Here is a 16,199-nt window from a genome sequence, read left to right on the forward strand (position 1 = left end):
CCAGGAGCTAGCGATGCGTGTACTGGTTTTGGGAAGCGGCGTCATCGGCACCACCAGCGCCTACTATCTGGCCCGCCAGGGGTTCGAGGTGGTCGTGGTTGATCGCCAGGCCGGTCCCGCGCTGGAGACCAGCCATGCCAACGCCGGTCAGGTGTCGCCTGGCTATGCCTCGCCCTGGGCCGCGCCCGGCGTGCCGCTCAAGGCGCTGAAGTGGCTGTTCCAGCAGCATGCGCCCCTGGCCATTCGCCTGACCGGCGATGCCAACCAGTACCTGTGGATGGCGCAGATGCTGCGCAATTGCACCGCGGCCCGCTATGCGGTGAACAAGGAGCGCATGGTGCGGCTGTCCGAATACAGCCGCGATTGCCTCGACGAACTGCGCCAGGACACCGGCATCGCCTACGAAGGCCGCCAGCTGGGCACCACCCAGATCTTCCGTACCCAGCAGCAGGTGGACGCCGCGGTCAAGGACACCGCCGTACTGCAGCGCTCCGGCGTGCCCTTCGAGCTGCTCGACCGCGATGGCGTGGCCCGGGCCGAACCGGCGCTGGCGGCGGTCAAGCACAAGCTGGCCGGCGGCCTGCGCCTGCCCAACGACCAGACCGGCGACTGCTTCCTGTTCACCAATCGCCTGGCCGAGGAAGCCCGCCGCCTGGGCGTGGAATTCCGCTTCGGCGCGCAGATCGAGCAACTCAGCGCCAATGGCGACCGGATCGACGGCGTCAAGGTCGACGGCGAACTGCTCACCGCCGACCACTATGTGCTGGCCCTGGGCAGCTACACGCCCCAACTGCTGGCACCCCTGGGCATCAGCGCCCCGGTCTATCCGCTCAAGGGCTATTCGCTGACCGTACCCATCGTCGATGCGGCCATGGCGCCGACCTCGACCATCCTCGACGAGACCTACAAGGTCGCCATCACCCGCTTCGACGATCGCATCCGCGTCGGCGGCATGGCCGAGATCTGCGGCTTCGACCTGAAGCTGGATCCGCGGCGCCGCGCGACCCTGGAAATGATCACCGGGGATCTCTATCCTCGCGGCGGTGACCTCGCCCGGGCCAGCTTCTGGACCGGCCTGCGACCCACCACCCCGGACGGGACCCCCATCGTCGGTGCCACCCGCTATCGCAACCTGTTCCTCAATACCGGGCACGGGACGCTGGGCTGGACCATGGCCTGCGGCTCCGGTCGCCTGCTGGCCGACCTGATCGCCCGCAAGCGTCCGCAGATCAGCGCCGAGGGTCTCGACATCTCCCGTTATTCCGCCCACCAGGAGTCCCCGCGCAATGCCCGTACAGCGTCTGCACACTGATCGCCGCCTGAGCGAGATCAACATCCACAATGGCACCGTCTACCTCGCCGGCCAGCTGGCCGACGACTTTTCCGGCGACATCTATCAGCAGACCCGCGAAACCCTGGCCAACGTCGACAAATTCCTCGCCGAGGCCGGCAGCGACAAGCAGCACATCCTGGTGGTGACCATCTTCCTGCGCGACATCGCCCTGCATTTCGAGGGCATGAATCGCGCCTGGGATGAATGGGCCGCCCAGGGCGCCACGCCGGGTCGCACCACCGTGGAAGCCAAGCTGGCCAAGCCGGACATCCTGGTGGAGATGAACGTCATCGCCGCCGTCAAGGCGTAGTGTCTTTGTTCCCTCTCCCTCCGGGAGAGGGCTAGGGTGAGGGTGTTTCAACGCCCCCAAACTTTCTCTCTCTACCGAGACCTCCCATGCGTCCCGCCCAAGCCGTCATCGAACTCGCCGCCCTGCGCCACAACTACCGCCTGGCCCGTGAACTTTCCGATGCCCGCGCCCTGGCGGTGATCAAGGCCGATGCCTATGGCCACGGCGCGTTAGCGGTGGCCAGCGCCCTGGCCAAGGAGGCCGACGGCTTCGCCGTGGCCTGCATTGAAGAGGCGCTGGAGCTGCGCGCCGCCGGGATCCGTGCGCCCATCCTGCTGCTGGAAGGCTTCTTCACCGCCGACGAGTTGCCGCTGATCGCCGAGCACGACCTGTGGACGGTGATCCATGCCGACTGGCAGCTCGAAGCCCTGGAACGCGCCGCCCTGGCGCGGCCGCTGCAGGTCTGGTTGAAGCTGGATTCCGGCATGCACCGGGTCGGCTTCTTTCCCCAGGACTACGCCGCCGCCTACCGGCGCCTGCTGGCTAGCGGCAAGGTCAGCGGTATCGTCAAGCTGACCCACTTCGCCCGCGCCGACGAACCGGACAGCCCGGCTACCGCGGCGCAGATCGCCACCTTCCGCGCCGCCACCGAGGGCCTGCCGGGCCCCACCAGCCTGCGCAATTCGCCGGCGACCCTGGGCTGGCCCCAGGCGGCCGGCGATTGGGTACGCCCGGGGCTGATGCTCTATGGCGTCTCGCCCTTCACTGCGCCCCAGGCCGCTGCCGAACGCTTGCAACCGGTGATGACCCTGACCTCGCGGGTGATCGCCGTACGCGAATTGCCGGCCGGCGAGCCGGTGGGCTATGGCGCCCGCTTCGTCACCGCCGGGCCGACCCGGGTCGGGGTGGTTGCCCTGGGCTATGCCGATGGCTATCCGCGCCAGGCGCCCAATGGCACCCCGGTGGCCATCGAGGGCCGCCCCGGCCAGTTGATCGGCCGCGTCTCCATGGACATGCTCACCGTCGACCTCAGCGACCATCCCCAGGCCGGGGTGGGCAGCGAGGTCGAATTTTGGGGGAAGCAGGTCTCCGTCGCTGCCCTGGCCGAACGCTGCGACACCATTCCCTACCAGTTGCTGTGCAACCTCAAGCGGGTGGCGCGCGCTTATCGCGACTGAGCCCCGCAGGGGGCGCGCCAGCGGCTGCGCGTAGGCGGGCGGGGCCTGGACTCCGCACGTCCGCCGCGGTGTTGTAAATCTCGAACAGCGTTGCCATGATGCCGAACACCGTGCCACGGCACGCCTTCAGCGCGTGGCCTGGCCACGTCTCACCCGCCTGCTCGAGGAGTCTTTTCCACCTTGGACGTCGGTGCCCGCCTGCAAACCATCCGTACCCTCAAGGGCCTGTCCCAGCGCGAACTCGCCAAGCGTGCCGGGGTGACCAACAGCACCATCTCGATGATCGAGAAGAACAGCGTCAGCCCCTCCATCAGCTCGCTGAAGAAGGTACTGGCCGGCATTCCCATGTCCCTGGTGGAATTCTTCTCGCTGGACCTGGAGCAGGATGCCCCTACCCAGGTGGTCTATCGCGCCAACGAGCTCATCGACATCGCCAGCGGCGCCCAGACCGTGCGCATGCGCCTGGTCGGCCGTGCCCATCCCAGTCGCGCCCTGGCCTTCCTCGACGAGACCTATCCGCCGGGCGCCGACACCGGTGACGAGATGTACGCCCACGAGGGCGAGGAAGCCGGCCTGGTGGTGGAAGGCCGCCTGGAGCTGACCGTGGGCGGCGAGGTGCACATCCTCGAACCGGGTGACAGCTACTACTTCGAGAGCAGCCGCCCGCACCGCTTCCGCAATCCCTTCGAGGCCCCGGCCCGGCTGATCAGCGCGACCACCCCGGCGAATTTCTGACCACCCGCAGCACGGTGGTCGTAGGGTGGAAAGCGGCGCAGTCTTTTCCACGTTGAAGTCGGTGTCTGGGGCGGCCCTCACCCCAGCCCTCTCCCAGAGGGAGAGGGGGCTGTCCGAGCGGGCGCACGAGTTCATCTGTCCGCGTAGGGTGGAAAACGGCGCAGCCTTTTCCGCCTGGAGGCCGGTGCCTGGGGCGGCCCTCACCCCAACCCTCTCCCCGGGGAGAGGGGGCTTTCCGAGCGGGCTGGATTTCGTCTACTCAGTGGTAGGGTGGAAAACGGCGCAGCCTTTTCCACCGGGAGGCCGGTGCCGGGTGCAGCCCTCACTCCAACCCTCTCCCGGGGGGAGAGGGTGCTGTCCGAGTAGGCGTAGATTTCGTCTGCTCAGTGGCAGGGTGGAAAACGGCGCAGCCTTTTCCGCCTGGAGGCCGGTGCCGGGTGCAGCCCTCACTCCAACCCTCTCCCGGGGGAGAGGGGGCGGTTCGAGTGGGCGCTCGAGACCGTAGGTTGGGCTGAGACAGCTCCATCGTCGAAGCCCAACATTGCCGCCCCGCTGAGGCAAGGGCTGTTGGGCTTCGCTGCGCGCAACCCGACCTAAGGGGCGATTCCCCACAATGCCCCTTCATCGATCCCCAAGGCTGCCAGCTCCGCCCGGCGTAACGGTTCGTCCTGTTCGAGAAAGAATTCGTCCAGCTGCGGCGGTGCCACGCCGCTGGCCAGCAGCAGGGCGTGGGCCTGGCCGCGGTGGTGCAGCTGGTGCACGAAGAGGTGCTGCAGGGTGCGCAGTCGCTGTTCCCGTACCGGGCCGCTGACGCGGGGCAGGGTGATGAGCTGGGTCAGTTGCTGGGGAGCGAGGCGGCGGCACAGGGCGATCAGGCGCTGGTCGCTGGCGATCTGGGCCGCACCCAGCGTCGCCAGGTCGGGCCAGTCCGTGTCCTGGTAAGGCCGGGGCTGGTCATGCAGGGCGTCGAGATAGAAGCGATCCACGTCGAGCAGATGGCCGAGCAGGGCCCAGAGCGAGCCGAAGAAGGCCGCGGGTTGGGGCGCCCGCAGGGCATGGACCGGCAGCAGGGCGCAGGCTGCCAGCAGGCGATGGTTCGACCAGCGATTGTTGCAGGCCTGGGCCAGCAGCAGGGTGGTGGTCATGAGCAAGTCCTCTGCAGGGCACGCGGACACCTACTGTAACCTGCGGTGGTGTGGCGGAGGTCGCAGCCTGGGCACCCTTGGCATTGAGCCGCTGCCGGCACTTTGCCATGCTCCGCCGCTCTGCTCTTTACCTGCAAGGATGCGCCCGATGCCGAGAATGTCGCCCTGGTTGGGCCTGGTCGCCGCCCTGTGCCTGGCTGCCCCGGTCCGGGCCGCCGAATCCGTCTCCCTGCCCGACCTGCCCTACATCCCCCTGGGCGTGGTCGGCCACGACAACAACGCCGCCTATCCCGATGCGCAGATGGAGCGGCGGCTGCAACTGCTCGACCGCTACAACCTGCGCACCTACCGCTCCGGCGAATTCCTGCTGCTCGACCTGCCCCGGCTGGATCGCCTGGTGACCCTGGCCCGCCAGTACCGCATTACCCTGCGACCGGTGATCACCCAGCAGCTGACCCAGGCCCAGGCCTACGCCCTGGCCAAGCGCTATGCGAAGGACATCAAGATCTGGGAGATCGGCAACGAGCAGGACTATTCGCGGGTCGGCGCCGGCATTCGTATCAGTCGGCTGGTAGATATCTATCGCGGCATCCGCCGGGCGTCCGACGAACTGGGCGCCGGACTCGAGACCACCATCAACGTGATGTCCTGCAATCCCGATGACCGGGGCGCCAAGGCCCGTTGCCCAGGCGATCGCCTGGGCTCCATGTGGTTTCTCGATCAGGCCAAGGCCGCCGGCTTCGACTTCGACCACATCAGCTTCCACTACTACCCGCACTACCACGACCGTGGCCGCTGGATGGATCTCTACCTGGGGCAGATGCGCGCCATGGCGGAAAAGTACCGGACGCGGATCTTCTTCAACGAGGTCAACTGCGGCGAGATCTACACCGGCGTCACCGATGGCGGCCGGCCCGGTGACCGCGGTTGCCACGACGGCCTCGAGGCGATCCTGTCCGAACTCAATGGGCGCTATCGCGACATCGTCCGTGAGATCAACGTCTACGAATTGCTCGACGAACCGACCCATCCGATTGCCCATGAGCGGCACTTCGGCCTGATGTACGACCTGGATCGCCCGAAACCAGTCATGGCGCTGATCCGGCGCTATGCCGGAGCGCCCTGAGGCGCCAGAAAGCGGGCAAGTCTGACGTTGGGCGCCGATCGGTCTCGTGCGTGACCCTATGGTCACCGATAGACGGTAGCTAAAGTGCCATCATCGGCACCGTACATCTGGCAAAACGCTGCGTTCACCCCCACTCGATGATGGCACGGGTTCTTATTGGTCTACCGCTTGCACTAGGCTTTGCAGGTGTCGGAGAAACGATCTTTTCCGGCAGTTTTCCTGCTGTACCGAGGTGGGATGCACGGATCGAATCGCGCACCTCGGCCTATCTGGTTCCTTTGCATGACAATCCTTAGCTCTATCTCTCGCCGCCTGCCGCGTCAGGCGCTGCTCTTGCCTGCCCTGTTCGCCACCGCTTCGCTCGCCACCTCCGCCCAGGCCGTTGACCTGGTCGGTCTCAACTTCTCCGGCGCCACCTTCGCCGCCCAGGTACTGCCCGGTGTCAACGACCGCAACTTCATCTTCCCGGCCGAAAGCCATTTCCAGCAGTGGAGCGCCAAGGGCGTGAAGCTGGTGCGCTTCCCCATCCTCTGGGAGCGCCTGCAACCCTCCATGGGGGTCAATCTCGATCCCACCTATGCCGGCCTGATCGATCGCACCCTGGGCTATGCCCAGAAGTACGGCGTCAAGGTCATCCTCGATCTGCACAACTACGCCCGCTACCAGGGCAAGGTCATCGGTGCGGGCGAGGTGCCCTACGAGGCCTTCCAGAATCTCATGACCCGCGTCGCGCAGCGCTGGGGCACCCATGCCGCGCTGTACGGCTACGACATCATGAACGAGCCCCACGACGCCGTGAGCAACTGGCCGACCGCCGCCCAGTACGGCATCAACGGCGTGCGCGTGGCCGATTCGACCCATCCGATCTTCATCGAGGGCAACGGCTGGGCCGATACCACCCGCTGGCCGCAGTGGAACGATGCCCTGCTCAAGCTGACCGACCCGGCCAATAACCTGGTCTTCATGGCCCAGGCCTTCTTCGATACCAACCTGAACGTGGCGAGCCTGGCATCGAGCTATGGCGTCGACCGCCTCAAGCCCTTCGTCTCCTGGCTCAAGACCAACAACAAGCGTGGCTTCATCGGCGGCTTCGGCGTACCGGACACAGATGCGCGCTGGTTGCCGATCCTCGACGCCATGCTGGCCTACCTGAAGCAGAACTGCATTCCGGCCACCTACTGGGCCGCCGGCCCGGGCTGGGGTACCTACAACCAGGCGGTCGAGCCCATCAATGGCAAGGACCGTCCGCAGTGGGCGGTGCTCGCCAAGTACCTCGACAAGGACAGCTGCAGTGGCATCGGCCCGCAGGTGACCCCGACCGCCACCACCCCGGCCAAGACCGAGACCGCCACCGGCGGCGCGACCGCGGGCACTACCGGCGGCACGGGTACTACCGGCACCACCACGGGTACCACCACCGGCGCCACGCGTGCGACCGGCACCGGTACTACCGGGGGGACCACAGGGACCGGCGCCAGCTCGGGGGCGACCACTGGCACCACCGGGACCACCGCCAACGCCGCGACCTCGACCAAGCTGACCACCGTCGAACAGCTCTACCTGGCCTACTACGGCCGGGCAGCCGATGCCAGCGGGCTGAACTACTGGGCCTCGCGCCTGGCCAGCGACATGAGCGTCGAGCAGCTGGCGGCCACCTTCGCCGCCAACAGCGAATCGACCGCCCTCTATGGCTCCCTGAGTGGCGCGGCCCTGGTCAACCAGGTCTACCAGACCCTCTTCGGGCGGAGCGCCGACAGCAGTGGCAGCGCCTACTGGAGCAGCCGCCTGGCTAATGGCGTGACCTCGCGCGCCAACCTGCCGCTGGAGATCATGCGCAGCAGCGCCGGTGACGACAAGACCGCCTTCGACAAGAAGGTGAGCACGGCCCTGGCCCAGGGCAGCAGCACCAGCACGACCCCGGCGGCCAGCGTGCAACCGGTGCAGAACGTGGTCCAGCCGGTGCAGTCCGGTACCGTCTCCTCGGCGCCCCTGACCGGCTATGCCAACATCCCCCTGGGCGTGGTCGGCCACGACAACAGCGACGCCTATCCGGATGCGGAGATGGAAGCCCGTCTGCAGTTGCTGGTGGCGCGCAACCTGCGCACCTATCGTTCCGGCGAGTACCTGGTGACCAACTTCGACCGGCTGGATCGGCTGGTGACCCTGGCACGCAAGTACAACATCACCCTGCGACCGGTGATCACCCACAAGCTGAGCCAGGCACAGGCCTATACCCTGGCCAAGCGCTACGCCAACGACATCAAGATCTGGGAGATCGGCAACGAGCAGGACTATGCCAAGGCCGGTGCGCAGGACCGTATCAACGTCCTGGTCGGCATCTACCGCGGCATCAAGCAGGCCTCGGACGAGTTGGGCGCCAACCTCAAGACCACCATCAACGTGATGGCCTGCAACTCGGACGACAAGACCGCCACCTCACGCTGCCCGGGTGATCGCAACGGCGCCATGTGGTTCCTCGACCAGGCCAAGGCGTCGGGCTTCAACTTCGACTACGTGAGCTTCCACTACTACCCCTACTTCGACGACAAGGGTTACTGGATGGACATGTACCTGGGGCAGATGCGCGCCATGGCCACCAAGTACAAGACCAAGGTGTTCTTCAACGAGATGAACTGCGGCAATGTCTACCAGGGCAACACCGACGGCGGTCGCGCCGGCGACCAGGCCTGCTACGACAGCGTCAAGCAGATGCTCACGGTGCTCAACACCAGCTACAAGGACGTGGTGGCCGAGATCAACGTCTACGAATTGCTCGACGAGCCGAACAACCCGGTGGTCCACGAGCGGCACTTCGGGATGATGTATGACCTCAAGCGTCCCAAGCCGATCTTCGACATGGTGACCAGCTTCGCCAAGTAAACCCTGAGCGCGGCCCTTGCACCGCCCCCGTTGCCTGACAGGCAGCGGGGGCGGTGCCGTTTTGGGGCTTGTGTCTGGCTGGTCTGGAGCGGGGTTTGCCCTCACCCCAGCCCTCTCCCGGAGGGAGAGGGGGTGGATCGGCGTGGGGGTGGGTGTTGGCAGGTCCCTGAAGCGGGAGGTAGTAGGAGCCGTACTTCCTAGGGGAGGGGGGGATCGGCATGGGGGTGGGCGTTGGCAGGGCCTTGAGGCGGGAAGTAGCAGGCGCCGTACTTCCAGGCGAGAGGGGGGTGGATTGGCGTGGGGCGGGTGTTGGCAGGTCCTTGAAGCTGGAGGTAGCAGACGCCGCTTTTCGCTCCTATTTCCTAGGGAAGCGGAGGCGGATCGGCATGGGAGTGGGCATTGGCAGTCACCTGGCGCTGCGATGTGGCAGGCGCTGCTGATGCTCCCCTCTCCCTTGGGGAGAGGGTCTGGGGGTGAGGGGGGAGTGCCAAGCAGAGGCTAGTCCGGCGTGAAGCGGGCCCTCACCCTAGCCCTCTCCCGGAGGGAGAGGGGACTGAGCGGTGTGGTGGGTTGGTCGCGTAGCCAGTGGCTTTACGACGAAGTTTAAGGCGAGATGCCTCGGCTCGCGGCGGCTCGCGGCGGCTCGCGGCGGCACGCGCTAGCCCCCTCTCCCTCAGGAGAGGGTTGGGGTGAGGGTAAGCGCCGGCGGAGGTCGTTACCCCCGCTTCAACAGCGCCCGCATCGCCGCCAGGGCGTCGTTGCCGCGGGCGGCCTTCTGTTCTTGGGGAGCTTCCTCCAGGCCTTCCCACTGCAGGTCCTCGGGCGGCAGTTCGTCGAGGAAGCGGCTGGGGGTACAGTCGATCAGTTCGCCATACTGCTTGCGCCGGGTGGCGTAGGTGAAGGCCAGCGTCTGGCGGGCGCGGGTGATGCCCACATAGGCCAGGCGGCGCTCTTCCTCGATGGTGTCGGCCTCGATGCTGGAGCGGTGCGGCAGGATTTCCTCCTCCATGCCCATGATGAACACATAGGGGAATTCCAGGCCCTTGGAGGCGTGCAGGGTCATCATCTGTACCCCGTCGGCGCCTTCCTCTTCCTCCTGCTGGCGTTCGAGCATGTCGCGCAGCACCAGCTTGGCGATGGCGTCCTCGATGGTCATCTCGCCGTCCTCGTCCTTCTCCAGGATGTTCTTCAGCGCATCCATGAGGAACCAGACGTTGCCCATGCGGAAGTCGGCGACCTTGTCCGAGCTGGCGTTCTGCCGAATCCAGTTCTCGTAGTCGATGTCCATCACCATGCTGCGCAGAGCGCCGATGGGATCTTCGCCCGCGCAATTCTGGCGCACTCCGTCCATCCAGCGCTTGAAGCGCCCGAGGCGCTCGGTGAAGCGGGCGTCCAGGTGTTCGCCCAGGCCGATCTCGTCGGCGGCGGCGTACATCGACAGATCCCGGCTGCCGGCGTAGTTGCCGAGCTTTTCCAGGGTGGTGGAGCCGATCTCTCGGCGCGGCACGTTGATCACCCGCAGGAAGGCGTTGTCGTCGTCCGGATTGACCAGCAAGCGCAGGTAGGACATCACGTCCTTGACCTCCTGGCGGGCGAAGAAGCTGGTGCCGCCGGAGAGCCGGTAGGGGATCTGGTAGTGCTGGAGCTTGAGCTCCATCAGCTTGGCCTGGTGGTTGCCGCGATAGAGGATGGCGAAGTCCGCGTAGGGCCGCTGGGTCTTGAGGTGCAGGGTGAGAATCTCCAGGGCGATGCGCTCGGCCTCGCCATCCTCATTCTTGCAGCGCAATACCCGGATCGGATCGCCGTGGCCCATCTCGCTCCACAGCTGCTTCTCGAATACATGGGGGTTGTTGGCGATGAGCACGTTGGCGCACTTGAGGATGCGGCTGGTGGAGCGGTAGTTCTGCTCCAGCATCACCACCTTCAAGGAGGGGAAGTCGTCCTTGAGCTGCATCAGGTTTTCCGGCCGCGCGCCGCGCCAGGCGTAGATCGACTGGTCGTCGTCGCCCACCACGGTGAACTGGGCGCGCTCCTGCACCAGCATCTTCACCAGGAGGTACTGGCTGGTGTTGGTGTCCTGGTATTCGTCCACCAGCATGTAGCGGATGCGATTGCGCCAGCGCTCCAGCACCTCGGGGTGATCCTGGAACAGCTTCACCGGCATCAGGATGAGATCGTCGAAGTCGACCGCATTGTAGGCCTTGAGGGTGCGCTGGTAGTGCAGGTAGACCACCGCGGCGGTCTGTTCCTTGGGCGTGCGCGCCTTTTCCAGGGCCTCTTCCGGCAGGATGAGGTCGTTCTTCCAGTTGCCGATGTAGTTCTTGATCTCGTCCAGGCCGTCGTCGCCCTGGTACTCCTTCTGCATGATGTCGGTGAGCAGCGCCTTGATGTCGCCCTCGTCGAAGATGGAGAAGCCCGGCTTGTAGCCCAGGTGCACGTACTCGCGGCGGATGATGTTCAGCCCGAGGTTGTGGAAGGTGGAGACGGTCAGGCCGCGGCCTTCGCCGGCCTTGAGCAGGCTGGCGACCCGCGCCTTCATCTCCCGCGCCGCCTTGTTGGTGAAGGTCACGGCGCAGATGTACTGGGCGCGGATGCCGCACTGCTGCACCAGGTAGGCGATCTTGCGGGTGATGACGCTGGTCTTGCCGGAGCCGGCACCGGCCAGCACCAGCAGGGGGCCGCTGATGTAGGCCACGGCTTCGGCCTGGCGGGGATTGAGCTTGGACATGGCGGACCGAGGGGGTGACGACGCTGGGCAGGGGATTCTACCAGCGCGCCCCGCCTCGGTCTCAGGGCTTGGGTGCGGGAGCGACGAAGGTCAGCTGGCGCGGATAGCCGTACTTCTCGCCGGGCAGCACGGGGCTGTCGAGAAACACGCCCATGCTGCGGCCGAATTCGCTGACGTGGGTGACCGCGTAGTCCTGGCCATCGGCCAGGCGGACGATGGCGCCGGGCTTGAATTCCTCGCGGTTGCGCTCGGTGACCGGGATGGAGATGCCGGCGGCCTTGCGGTAGATGCCCTTGAGCCAGTCCTGGTTGGTGAAGTCGTTGATCGGGGTGTTGAAGCGCCCCGGCAGGCGCTCCAGGTGACGCCCGGTTCCCGGCGCGTCGTCCACCGCCAGGCGCCGCGGATAGCCGACGGCCTCGGCGTCCAGCGGCTGGCCCTCGACGAACACCGCCAGGTTGTCGCCGACCCGCTGCACCTCGGTGATGGCGCGCCACTGGCCGTCGCCCAGCTGCACCTGGCGGCCGCTGATGAAGCCCTCGACATTGGCCGGCGTCGCCGGAATGGTCAGGCCGGCGACCCGGCGCATGACCCCGCGATCCCAGTCTTCGTTGCTGAAGTCGTTGATGGAGCTGGAGAGCAGCGGCTGGGCGCCGGGATGGGCCGCCGCCGCCGGGGCAGGCTGGGCCTGGGCCGGCGGTAGACCGAGACAGCAGGCGGACAGCAGCAGGGCGAAGAAGGCTTGGCGAGAGCGCATGAGGTCTTCCTTAACACGATTTTCTTGTCGGTCCCGGGCAGGGCGTGGGCGATAGACCCTGGATGGCCCGGTGCGTTTGCCGCCCTGGGTAAAAAGCGGCAACTTTTTGTCCAGTTGGCGTCGAATGGCAGTCATTAGGCTAGTCTGCTGCCCCTTTTGCTAGGCTTTGTACGAAAAGTCGCCGAGCGAAGGTCAGGCGAGGCGAAAAAGGCTGAGGAAGCGGACCGGGCTCGCGAACGAGTTTACGAGTGGTAAATGAGCATTCCGAAGCCTTTTTCAACGAAGCATCACCGAGCGCAGGCATTTTTCGTACAGAGCCTAGGAGTCCAACATGTCCGCCACCCTCGCCCCCGTCCCCCTGGCCAAGGCCTATCGCCTGCTCAACCACGGCCCCACGGTGCTGGTCAGCGCCGCCCAGGGTGGCCAACGCAATGTCATGGCGGCCGCCTGGGCCATGGCAGTGGATTTCGAGCCGTGCAAGGTGGCGGTGGTGCTAGACAAGCAGACCTGGACCCGCGAATTGCTGGAAGCCGAGGGCAGCTTCGTGCTCAACGTGCCCTGCGCCGCCCAGGTGGATCTGGTGCAGACGGTGGGCAACACCACCGGGCGCGACGTGGACAAGTTCGCCGCCTATGGCATCGAGACCCTGGCCAGTGAACGGGTCAGCGCGCCGCTGATCGCCGGCTGCGTGGCCTGGCTGGAATGCCGGTTGCTGCCGGAGGCGCACAACCAGCAGGGCTACGATCTCTTCCTCGGCGAGGTGGTCGCCGCCCGGGCCGACACCCGCGTGTTCCGTGACGGCCACTGGGACTTCGCCGGCCAGGACCGCCTGCGCACCCTGCACCATGTGGCCGGCGGCCATTTCCTGGTGATCGGCGACGGTATCCAGGGGCACCTGCTGGAGCCTCGCGCCTGACTCCGGCTACGCCAGAGTCCCTGGCGTAGCCGCGGGGGTCCGGCTCAGACGCGGAAGCGCGCGACCATCTGCTGGAGGTCGCCGCCCAGGCGTGCCAGTTCGTTGACCGAGGCCGCGGCATGGGCATTGGCGTTGGCCGATTCCTCGGCGAGCCCACTGACCTTGACCACGTTGCCGTTGATCTCCTCGGCCACCAGGCTCTGCTCTTCCACGGCGGTGGCGATCTGCTGGTTGAGGCTCTGGATGTCCGCCACCGTCTGGTAGATGGCGTCCAGGGCGCGTTCGGCGTCCTGCGCCAGGGTCACGGTGCCCAGGGTCCGGTCGCGGCTGGCCTGCATCCGCTCGCTGGCTTCGGTGGTGCCCTGTTGCAGGGTGGCGATGAGCTGGCCGATCTCCTGGGTGGACTCCTGGGTCCGCTGCGCCAGGGAACGCACCTCGTCGGCCACCACGGCGAAGCCGCGGCCCTGCTCACCGGCGCGGGCGGCTTCGATGGCGGCATTGAGCGCCAGCAGGTTGGTCTGCTCGGCGATCCCCTTGATCACGTCGATGACGCTGCCGATGCGGCCGCTGGCGGCATCCAGGCGCTCCATGGCGACGCCGAGGCTCTGGACCTCTTCCGCGGCCAGGGTGATCTCCTGGGCCGCACGCTTGACCGTGCGGCTACCCTCGCGGGCCATGCCGTCGGCGGTCTGGGCGGCGCTCGAGGCGTTGGCAGTGTTCTGCGCCACGTTATGCACCGTGGCCGCCATCTCGTTCATGGCGGTGGCCACCTGGTGCATCTCGTCACGCTGCTGGGTGACGCCGCGACTGGTCTGGACGCCGAAGGCCGAGAGTTCGTCGGCCGCGCTGCTGAGCTGGCCGACGCCGCTGGCGATGCCACCGACCAGCTGGCGCAGGTCGTCGGCCATGGCCTGGGTGGTGCGCTGCAACTCGCCCAGCTCGTCGCGCCGGTGCACCTCGCTGCGCAGGGTCAGGTCGCCGGCGGCGACACGCTTGAGCATGCCCATGGCGGTGGCCAGCGGCTGGGTGATCTGGCGGGTGATCAGCCAGGCGGCGGCGATGCCGATCAGCAGGGCGATCACACTGCTCAGCAGGAGCTTCAGCAGCGCGGTCTGACGCTCGGCGGCAGCCGCCTTGATCTGGCCCTCGCTCAGCTGGTCGAGCAGCTGCACCAGCTTGTTGCCCTGTTCCTGCAGGCTGCCGACGGCGGCCTGGGCCTGGCGACCCTGGGCGGTGATGGACTCGAAGAAGGCGCGATAGCGGGTCACGTCCTGGGTCGCGCTGTAGAGCCGCGCGGCGGTATCGCCGTCGATCTGCTTCTGGGTGGCGGCCAGGGTGGCGAGCAGGTCATCGATGACCTTGAGCGCCGCCTGGGTCTTGCTCTCGTCGGGAGTGCCTAGGTAACGGCGGATGGCCAGGCGGATCCCGACCATCTGTACCTTCATCTGGGCCACCGCCTTGAGGTCGGCGGTGCTGTAGCCACCGCCCGGCGTGAAGACCAGGTCGAACAGCTTGTCGAAGGTCTCGGTGACGTTGTCGGAAACCCGGGTCAGCTCCTTCTGCGCCTCGGCGCTGGTCTGGTTGGCCTTCTGCAGGGCGGCGAAGCGCTCCTGGTAGGTCTTCATCTCCTGCTGGACGTTGGTCAGGATGGCGACGTTGGCCGGGTTGGTCAGCAGGGTGAAGCCCTTGCCGATGTCGTCCGTCACGGTGGCCAGGGTGGCTTGCTGCTTGGCGACCGTGGCGGCGCTGGGATCGAGCAGGTAGGCCTTCTCGTCGATCCTGACGTTGAGGACGTCCGCCTTGAGCTGACCGCTATAGCGCGTCTTGTTGATACGCTCGATCAGGGTATTGGCGGTGAGGTAGCCGAACAGGGCCACCACCGTCACCATGACCAGCAGGGCGCCGAAGCCCAGGGCGAGCTTCTTGGAAATGCCGAGATTGCTCAGCCAGGACGCTTTGGAAACAGACATGGGAGTACCGGGGGGAAATTCTGAGTCTCCCTTCATCGGCCGTCCCGCTCGATACTTGAAAGCCGCACGTCAGAGCCGCCCCTGAGGGGCAGCCCCGACCCGACGATCGGCTCCTTGCTAGGAGAGAACCGCTGCAGATCAGGCGGTTTCCCGGTTGGCCAGCGGCACGGGCAGCTCCAGCTCGAGTACCGAGATCAGCGCCTTCTGCTGCCGCTCGTTGAGCTGGCGAAAGCGCTGCAGCAAGAGCTGCTCGCTGGCGTTGAGCAGGTCGTCGTCCTGATCGACGTGCCCCTGCTCCAGGACACCGTCCTGTACCAGGCTGCGTTCCAGCCAGGCGACGATCTCGGTGTTCATGCTGTGGCGATGGGTACGGGCCACGGCGGCGATGCGTTCACGCATGCCATCGGGCAGGCGGACGACGAACTTTTCCGTGGGAATACCAGCGGGAGCGCGGTGGACGTAAGGCATGGCGAACCTCCAGGAATAACAGGGTTAGCTGACGTCAAAGCGCCGACAACAGCAGTCGACCGGCGAAGAAAACCAGCACCAGGCCCATGGTTCGCTCGAACCAGTGGCCCAGGCGCAGGAAGGTCTGGCGCACGCGGGGGCTGGAGAACAGCAGGCTGACCAGGGCGAACCAGCCGGCGTTGACCGCGCACATCCACAGGCCATAGAGGCCCTGCACGGCCAGCGGCGTCTCGGCGCTGACCACGGTGGTGAAGATGGCCAGGAAGAACAGGGTGGCCTTGGGATTGGTGGCGTTGGTCAGGAAACCGGTGAGGAAGGCCTTGCCCGGCGCCTGGCGTTCCAGGTCGGCGGCCTGCCACTGGCTGTCGTCCAGCGGGGCGGCGGTGGGCTTGCTGCGGATCAGGTTGAAACCCAGCCAGAGGATGTAGGCGCCGCCCAGTACCTTGGCGGCGTCCAGCAGCCAGGGCGTGGTATGCATCAGGGCGCCGATGCCGAGCAGGGTATAGAGCACGTGCACCGAGATGCCGGCGCCGATGCCCAGGGCGGTGCACAGCCCGATCAGCCGGCCGAATCTCACGCTCTGGCGCACGGTCACGGCGAAGTCCGGACCGGGTGCCAGCACGGCGAGGAAATGGATGGTCGCCAAGGCGAGGAATTCGCTCAGGTAGGGGGACATG

At 66.5% G+C, this 16,199-nt stretch carries 13 protein-coding genes and 1 pseudogene; 7 read left to right on the forward strand and 7 right to left on the reverse strand.

Going from position 1 to position 16,199, the window contains the following annotated elements:
• Positions 1 to 13: 13 nt before the first annotated feature.
• The 4 genes from dadA (at position 14) to FSV73_RS21895 (ending at position 3,535) form a co-directional block, all read left to right on the forward strand.
• Positions 14 to 1,312, forward strand: a complete 1,299-nt coding sequence (gene dadA / locus FSV73_RS21880; protein WP_145011412.1) for a D-amino acid dehydrogenase — start codon at positions 14 to 16, stop codon at positions 1,310 to 1,312.
• Complete coding sequence (locus tag FSV73_RS21885) at positions 1,287 to 1,643, forward strand: RidA family protein (protein ID WP_027597427.1); 357 nt, start codon at positions 1,287 to 1,289, stop codon at positions 1,641 to 1,643. The genes dadA and FSV73_RS21885 overlap by 26 nt, the downstream gene beginning before the upstream one ends.
• Positions 1,644 to 1,729: 86 nt before the next feature.
• Positions 1,730 to 2,800: an alanine racemase gene (gene alr / locus FSV73_RS21890; RefSeq protein ID WP_145011415.1), complete on the forward strand. Its 1,071-nt coding sequence runs from the start codon at positions 1,730 to 1,732 to the stop codon at positions 2,798 to 2,800.
• Positions 2,801 to 2,980: 180 nt separating this feature from the next.
• Positions 2,981 to 3,535: a cupin domain-containing protein gene (locus FSV73_RS21895; protein WP_145011418.1), complete on the forward strand. Its 555-nt coding sequence runs from the start codon at positions 2,981 to 2,983 to the stop codon at positions 3,533 to 3,535.
• A 593-nt stretch (positions 3,536 to 4,128) separates the two neighbouring features.
• Here FSV73_RS21895 and FSV73_RS21900 read toward each other — a convergent pair.
• Positions 4,129 to 4,680 (reverse strand): DinB family protein, encoded by a 552-nt coding sequence (locus tag FSV73_RS21900; protein ID WP_145011421.1) that lies wholly within the window; start codon positions 4,678 to 4,680, stop codon positions 4,129 to 4,131.
• A 148-nt stretch (positions 4,681 to 4,828) separates the two neighbouring features.
• Between FSV73_RS21900 and FSV73_RS21905 the strand changes: the two genes are divergently transcribed.
• Positions 4,829 to 5,806: an arabinogalactan endo-1,4-beta-galactosidase gene (locus FSV73_RS21905; RefSeq protein ID WP_260856141.1), complete on the forward strand. Its 978-nt coding sequence runs from the start codon at positions 4,829 to 4,831 to the stop codon at positions 5,804 to 5,806.
• A 333-nt stretch (positions 5,807 to 6,139) separates the two neighbouring features.
• Positions 6,140 to 8,686: a cellulase family glycosylhydrolase gene (locus FSV73_RS21910; RefSeq protein ID WP_313955127.1), complete on the forward strand. Its 2,547-nt coding sequence runs from the start codon at positions 6,140 to 6,142 to the stop codon at positions 8,684 to 8,686.
• A 715-nt stretch (positions 8,687 to 9,401) separates the two neighbouring features.
• Here FSV73_RS21910 and rep read toward each other — a convergent pair.
• Positions 9,402 to 11,414 (reverse strand): DNA helicase Rep, encoded by a 2,013-nt coding sequence (rep, locus tag FSV73_RS21915; RefSeq protein WP_145011427.1) that lies wholly within the window; start codon positions 11,412 to 11,414, stop codon positions 9,402 to 9,404.
• Positions 11,415 to 11,475: 61 nt separating this feature from the next.
• Entirely contained in the window at positions 11,476 to 12,168 is a 693-nt protein-coding gene (locus FSV73_RS21920) for a hypothetical protein (RefSeq protein WP_145011430.1), read from the reverse strand.
• Positions 12,169 to 12,499: 331 nt separating this feature from the next.
• Between FSV73_RS21920 and FSV73_RS21925 the strand changes: the two genes are divergently transcribed.
• On the forward strand, positions 12,500 to 13,084 hold the full coding sequence (locus FSV73_RS21925; RefSeq protein WP_145011433.1) for a flavin reductase family protein: 585 nt from the start codon (positions 12,500 to 12,502) through the stop codon (positions 13,082 to 13,084).
• 44 nt (positions 13,085 to 13,128) lie between these two features.
• Here the strand turns inward: FSV73_RS21925 and FSV73_RS26245 are convergent, their stop codons facing one another.
• The 4 genes and pseudogenes from FSV73_RS26245 to FSV73_RS21940 form a co-directional block, all read right to left on the reverse strand.
• A complete protein-coding gene (locus FSV73_RS26245; RefSeq protein ID WP_437179305.1) occupies positions 13,129 to 13,842 on the reverse strand; it encodes a methyl-accepting chemotaxis protein in 714 nt (237 codons plus the stop codon).
• Positions 13,828 to 15,090: pseudogene (locus FSV73_RS26250) on the reverse strand (HAMP domain-containing methyl-accepting chemotaxis protein); the annotation flags it as partial. The gene FSV73_RS26245 and the pseudogene FSV73_RS26250, both read right to left, overlap by 15 nt.
• Positions 15,091 to 15,192: 102 nt before the next feature.
• A complete protein-coding gene (locus FSV73_RS21935; protein ID WP_145011440.1) occupies positions 15,193 to 15,522 on the reverse strand; it encodes an Arc family DNA-binding protein in 330 nt (109 codons plus the stop codon).
• Positions 15,523 to 15,556: 34 nt separating this feature from the next.
• Entirely contained in the window at positions 15,557 to 16,198 is a 642-nt protein-coding gene (locus tag FSV73_RS21940; protein WP_145011443.1) for a LysE family translocator, read from the reverse strand.
• Between the last annotated feature and the right edge of the window lies 1 nt (position 16,199).

The organism is Pseudomonas oryzihabitans (assembly GCF_007665395.1).
Taxonomy (GTDB): Bacteria; Pseudomonadota; Gammaproteobacteria; order Pseudomonadales; family Pseudomonadaceae; genus Chryseomonas; species Chryseomonas psychrotolerans_C.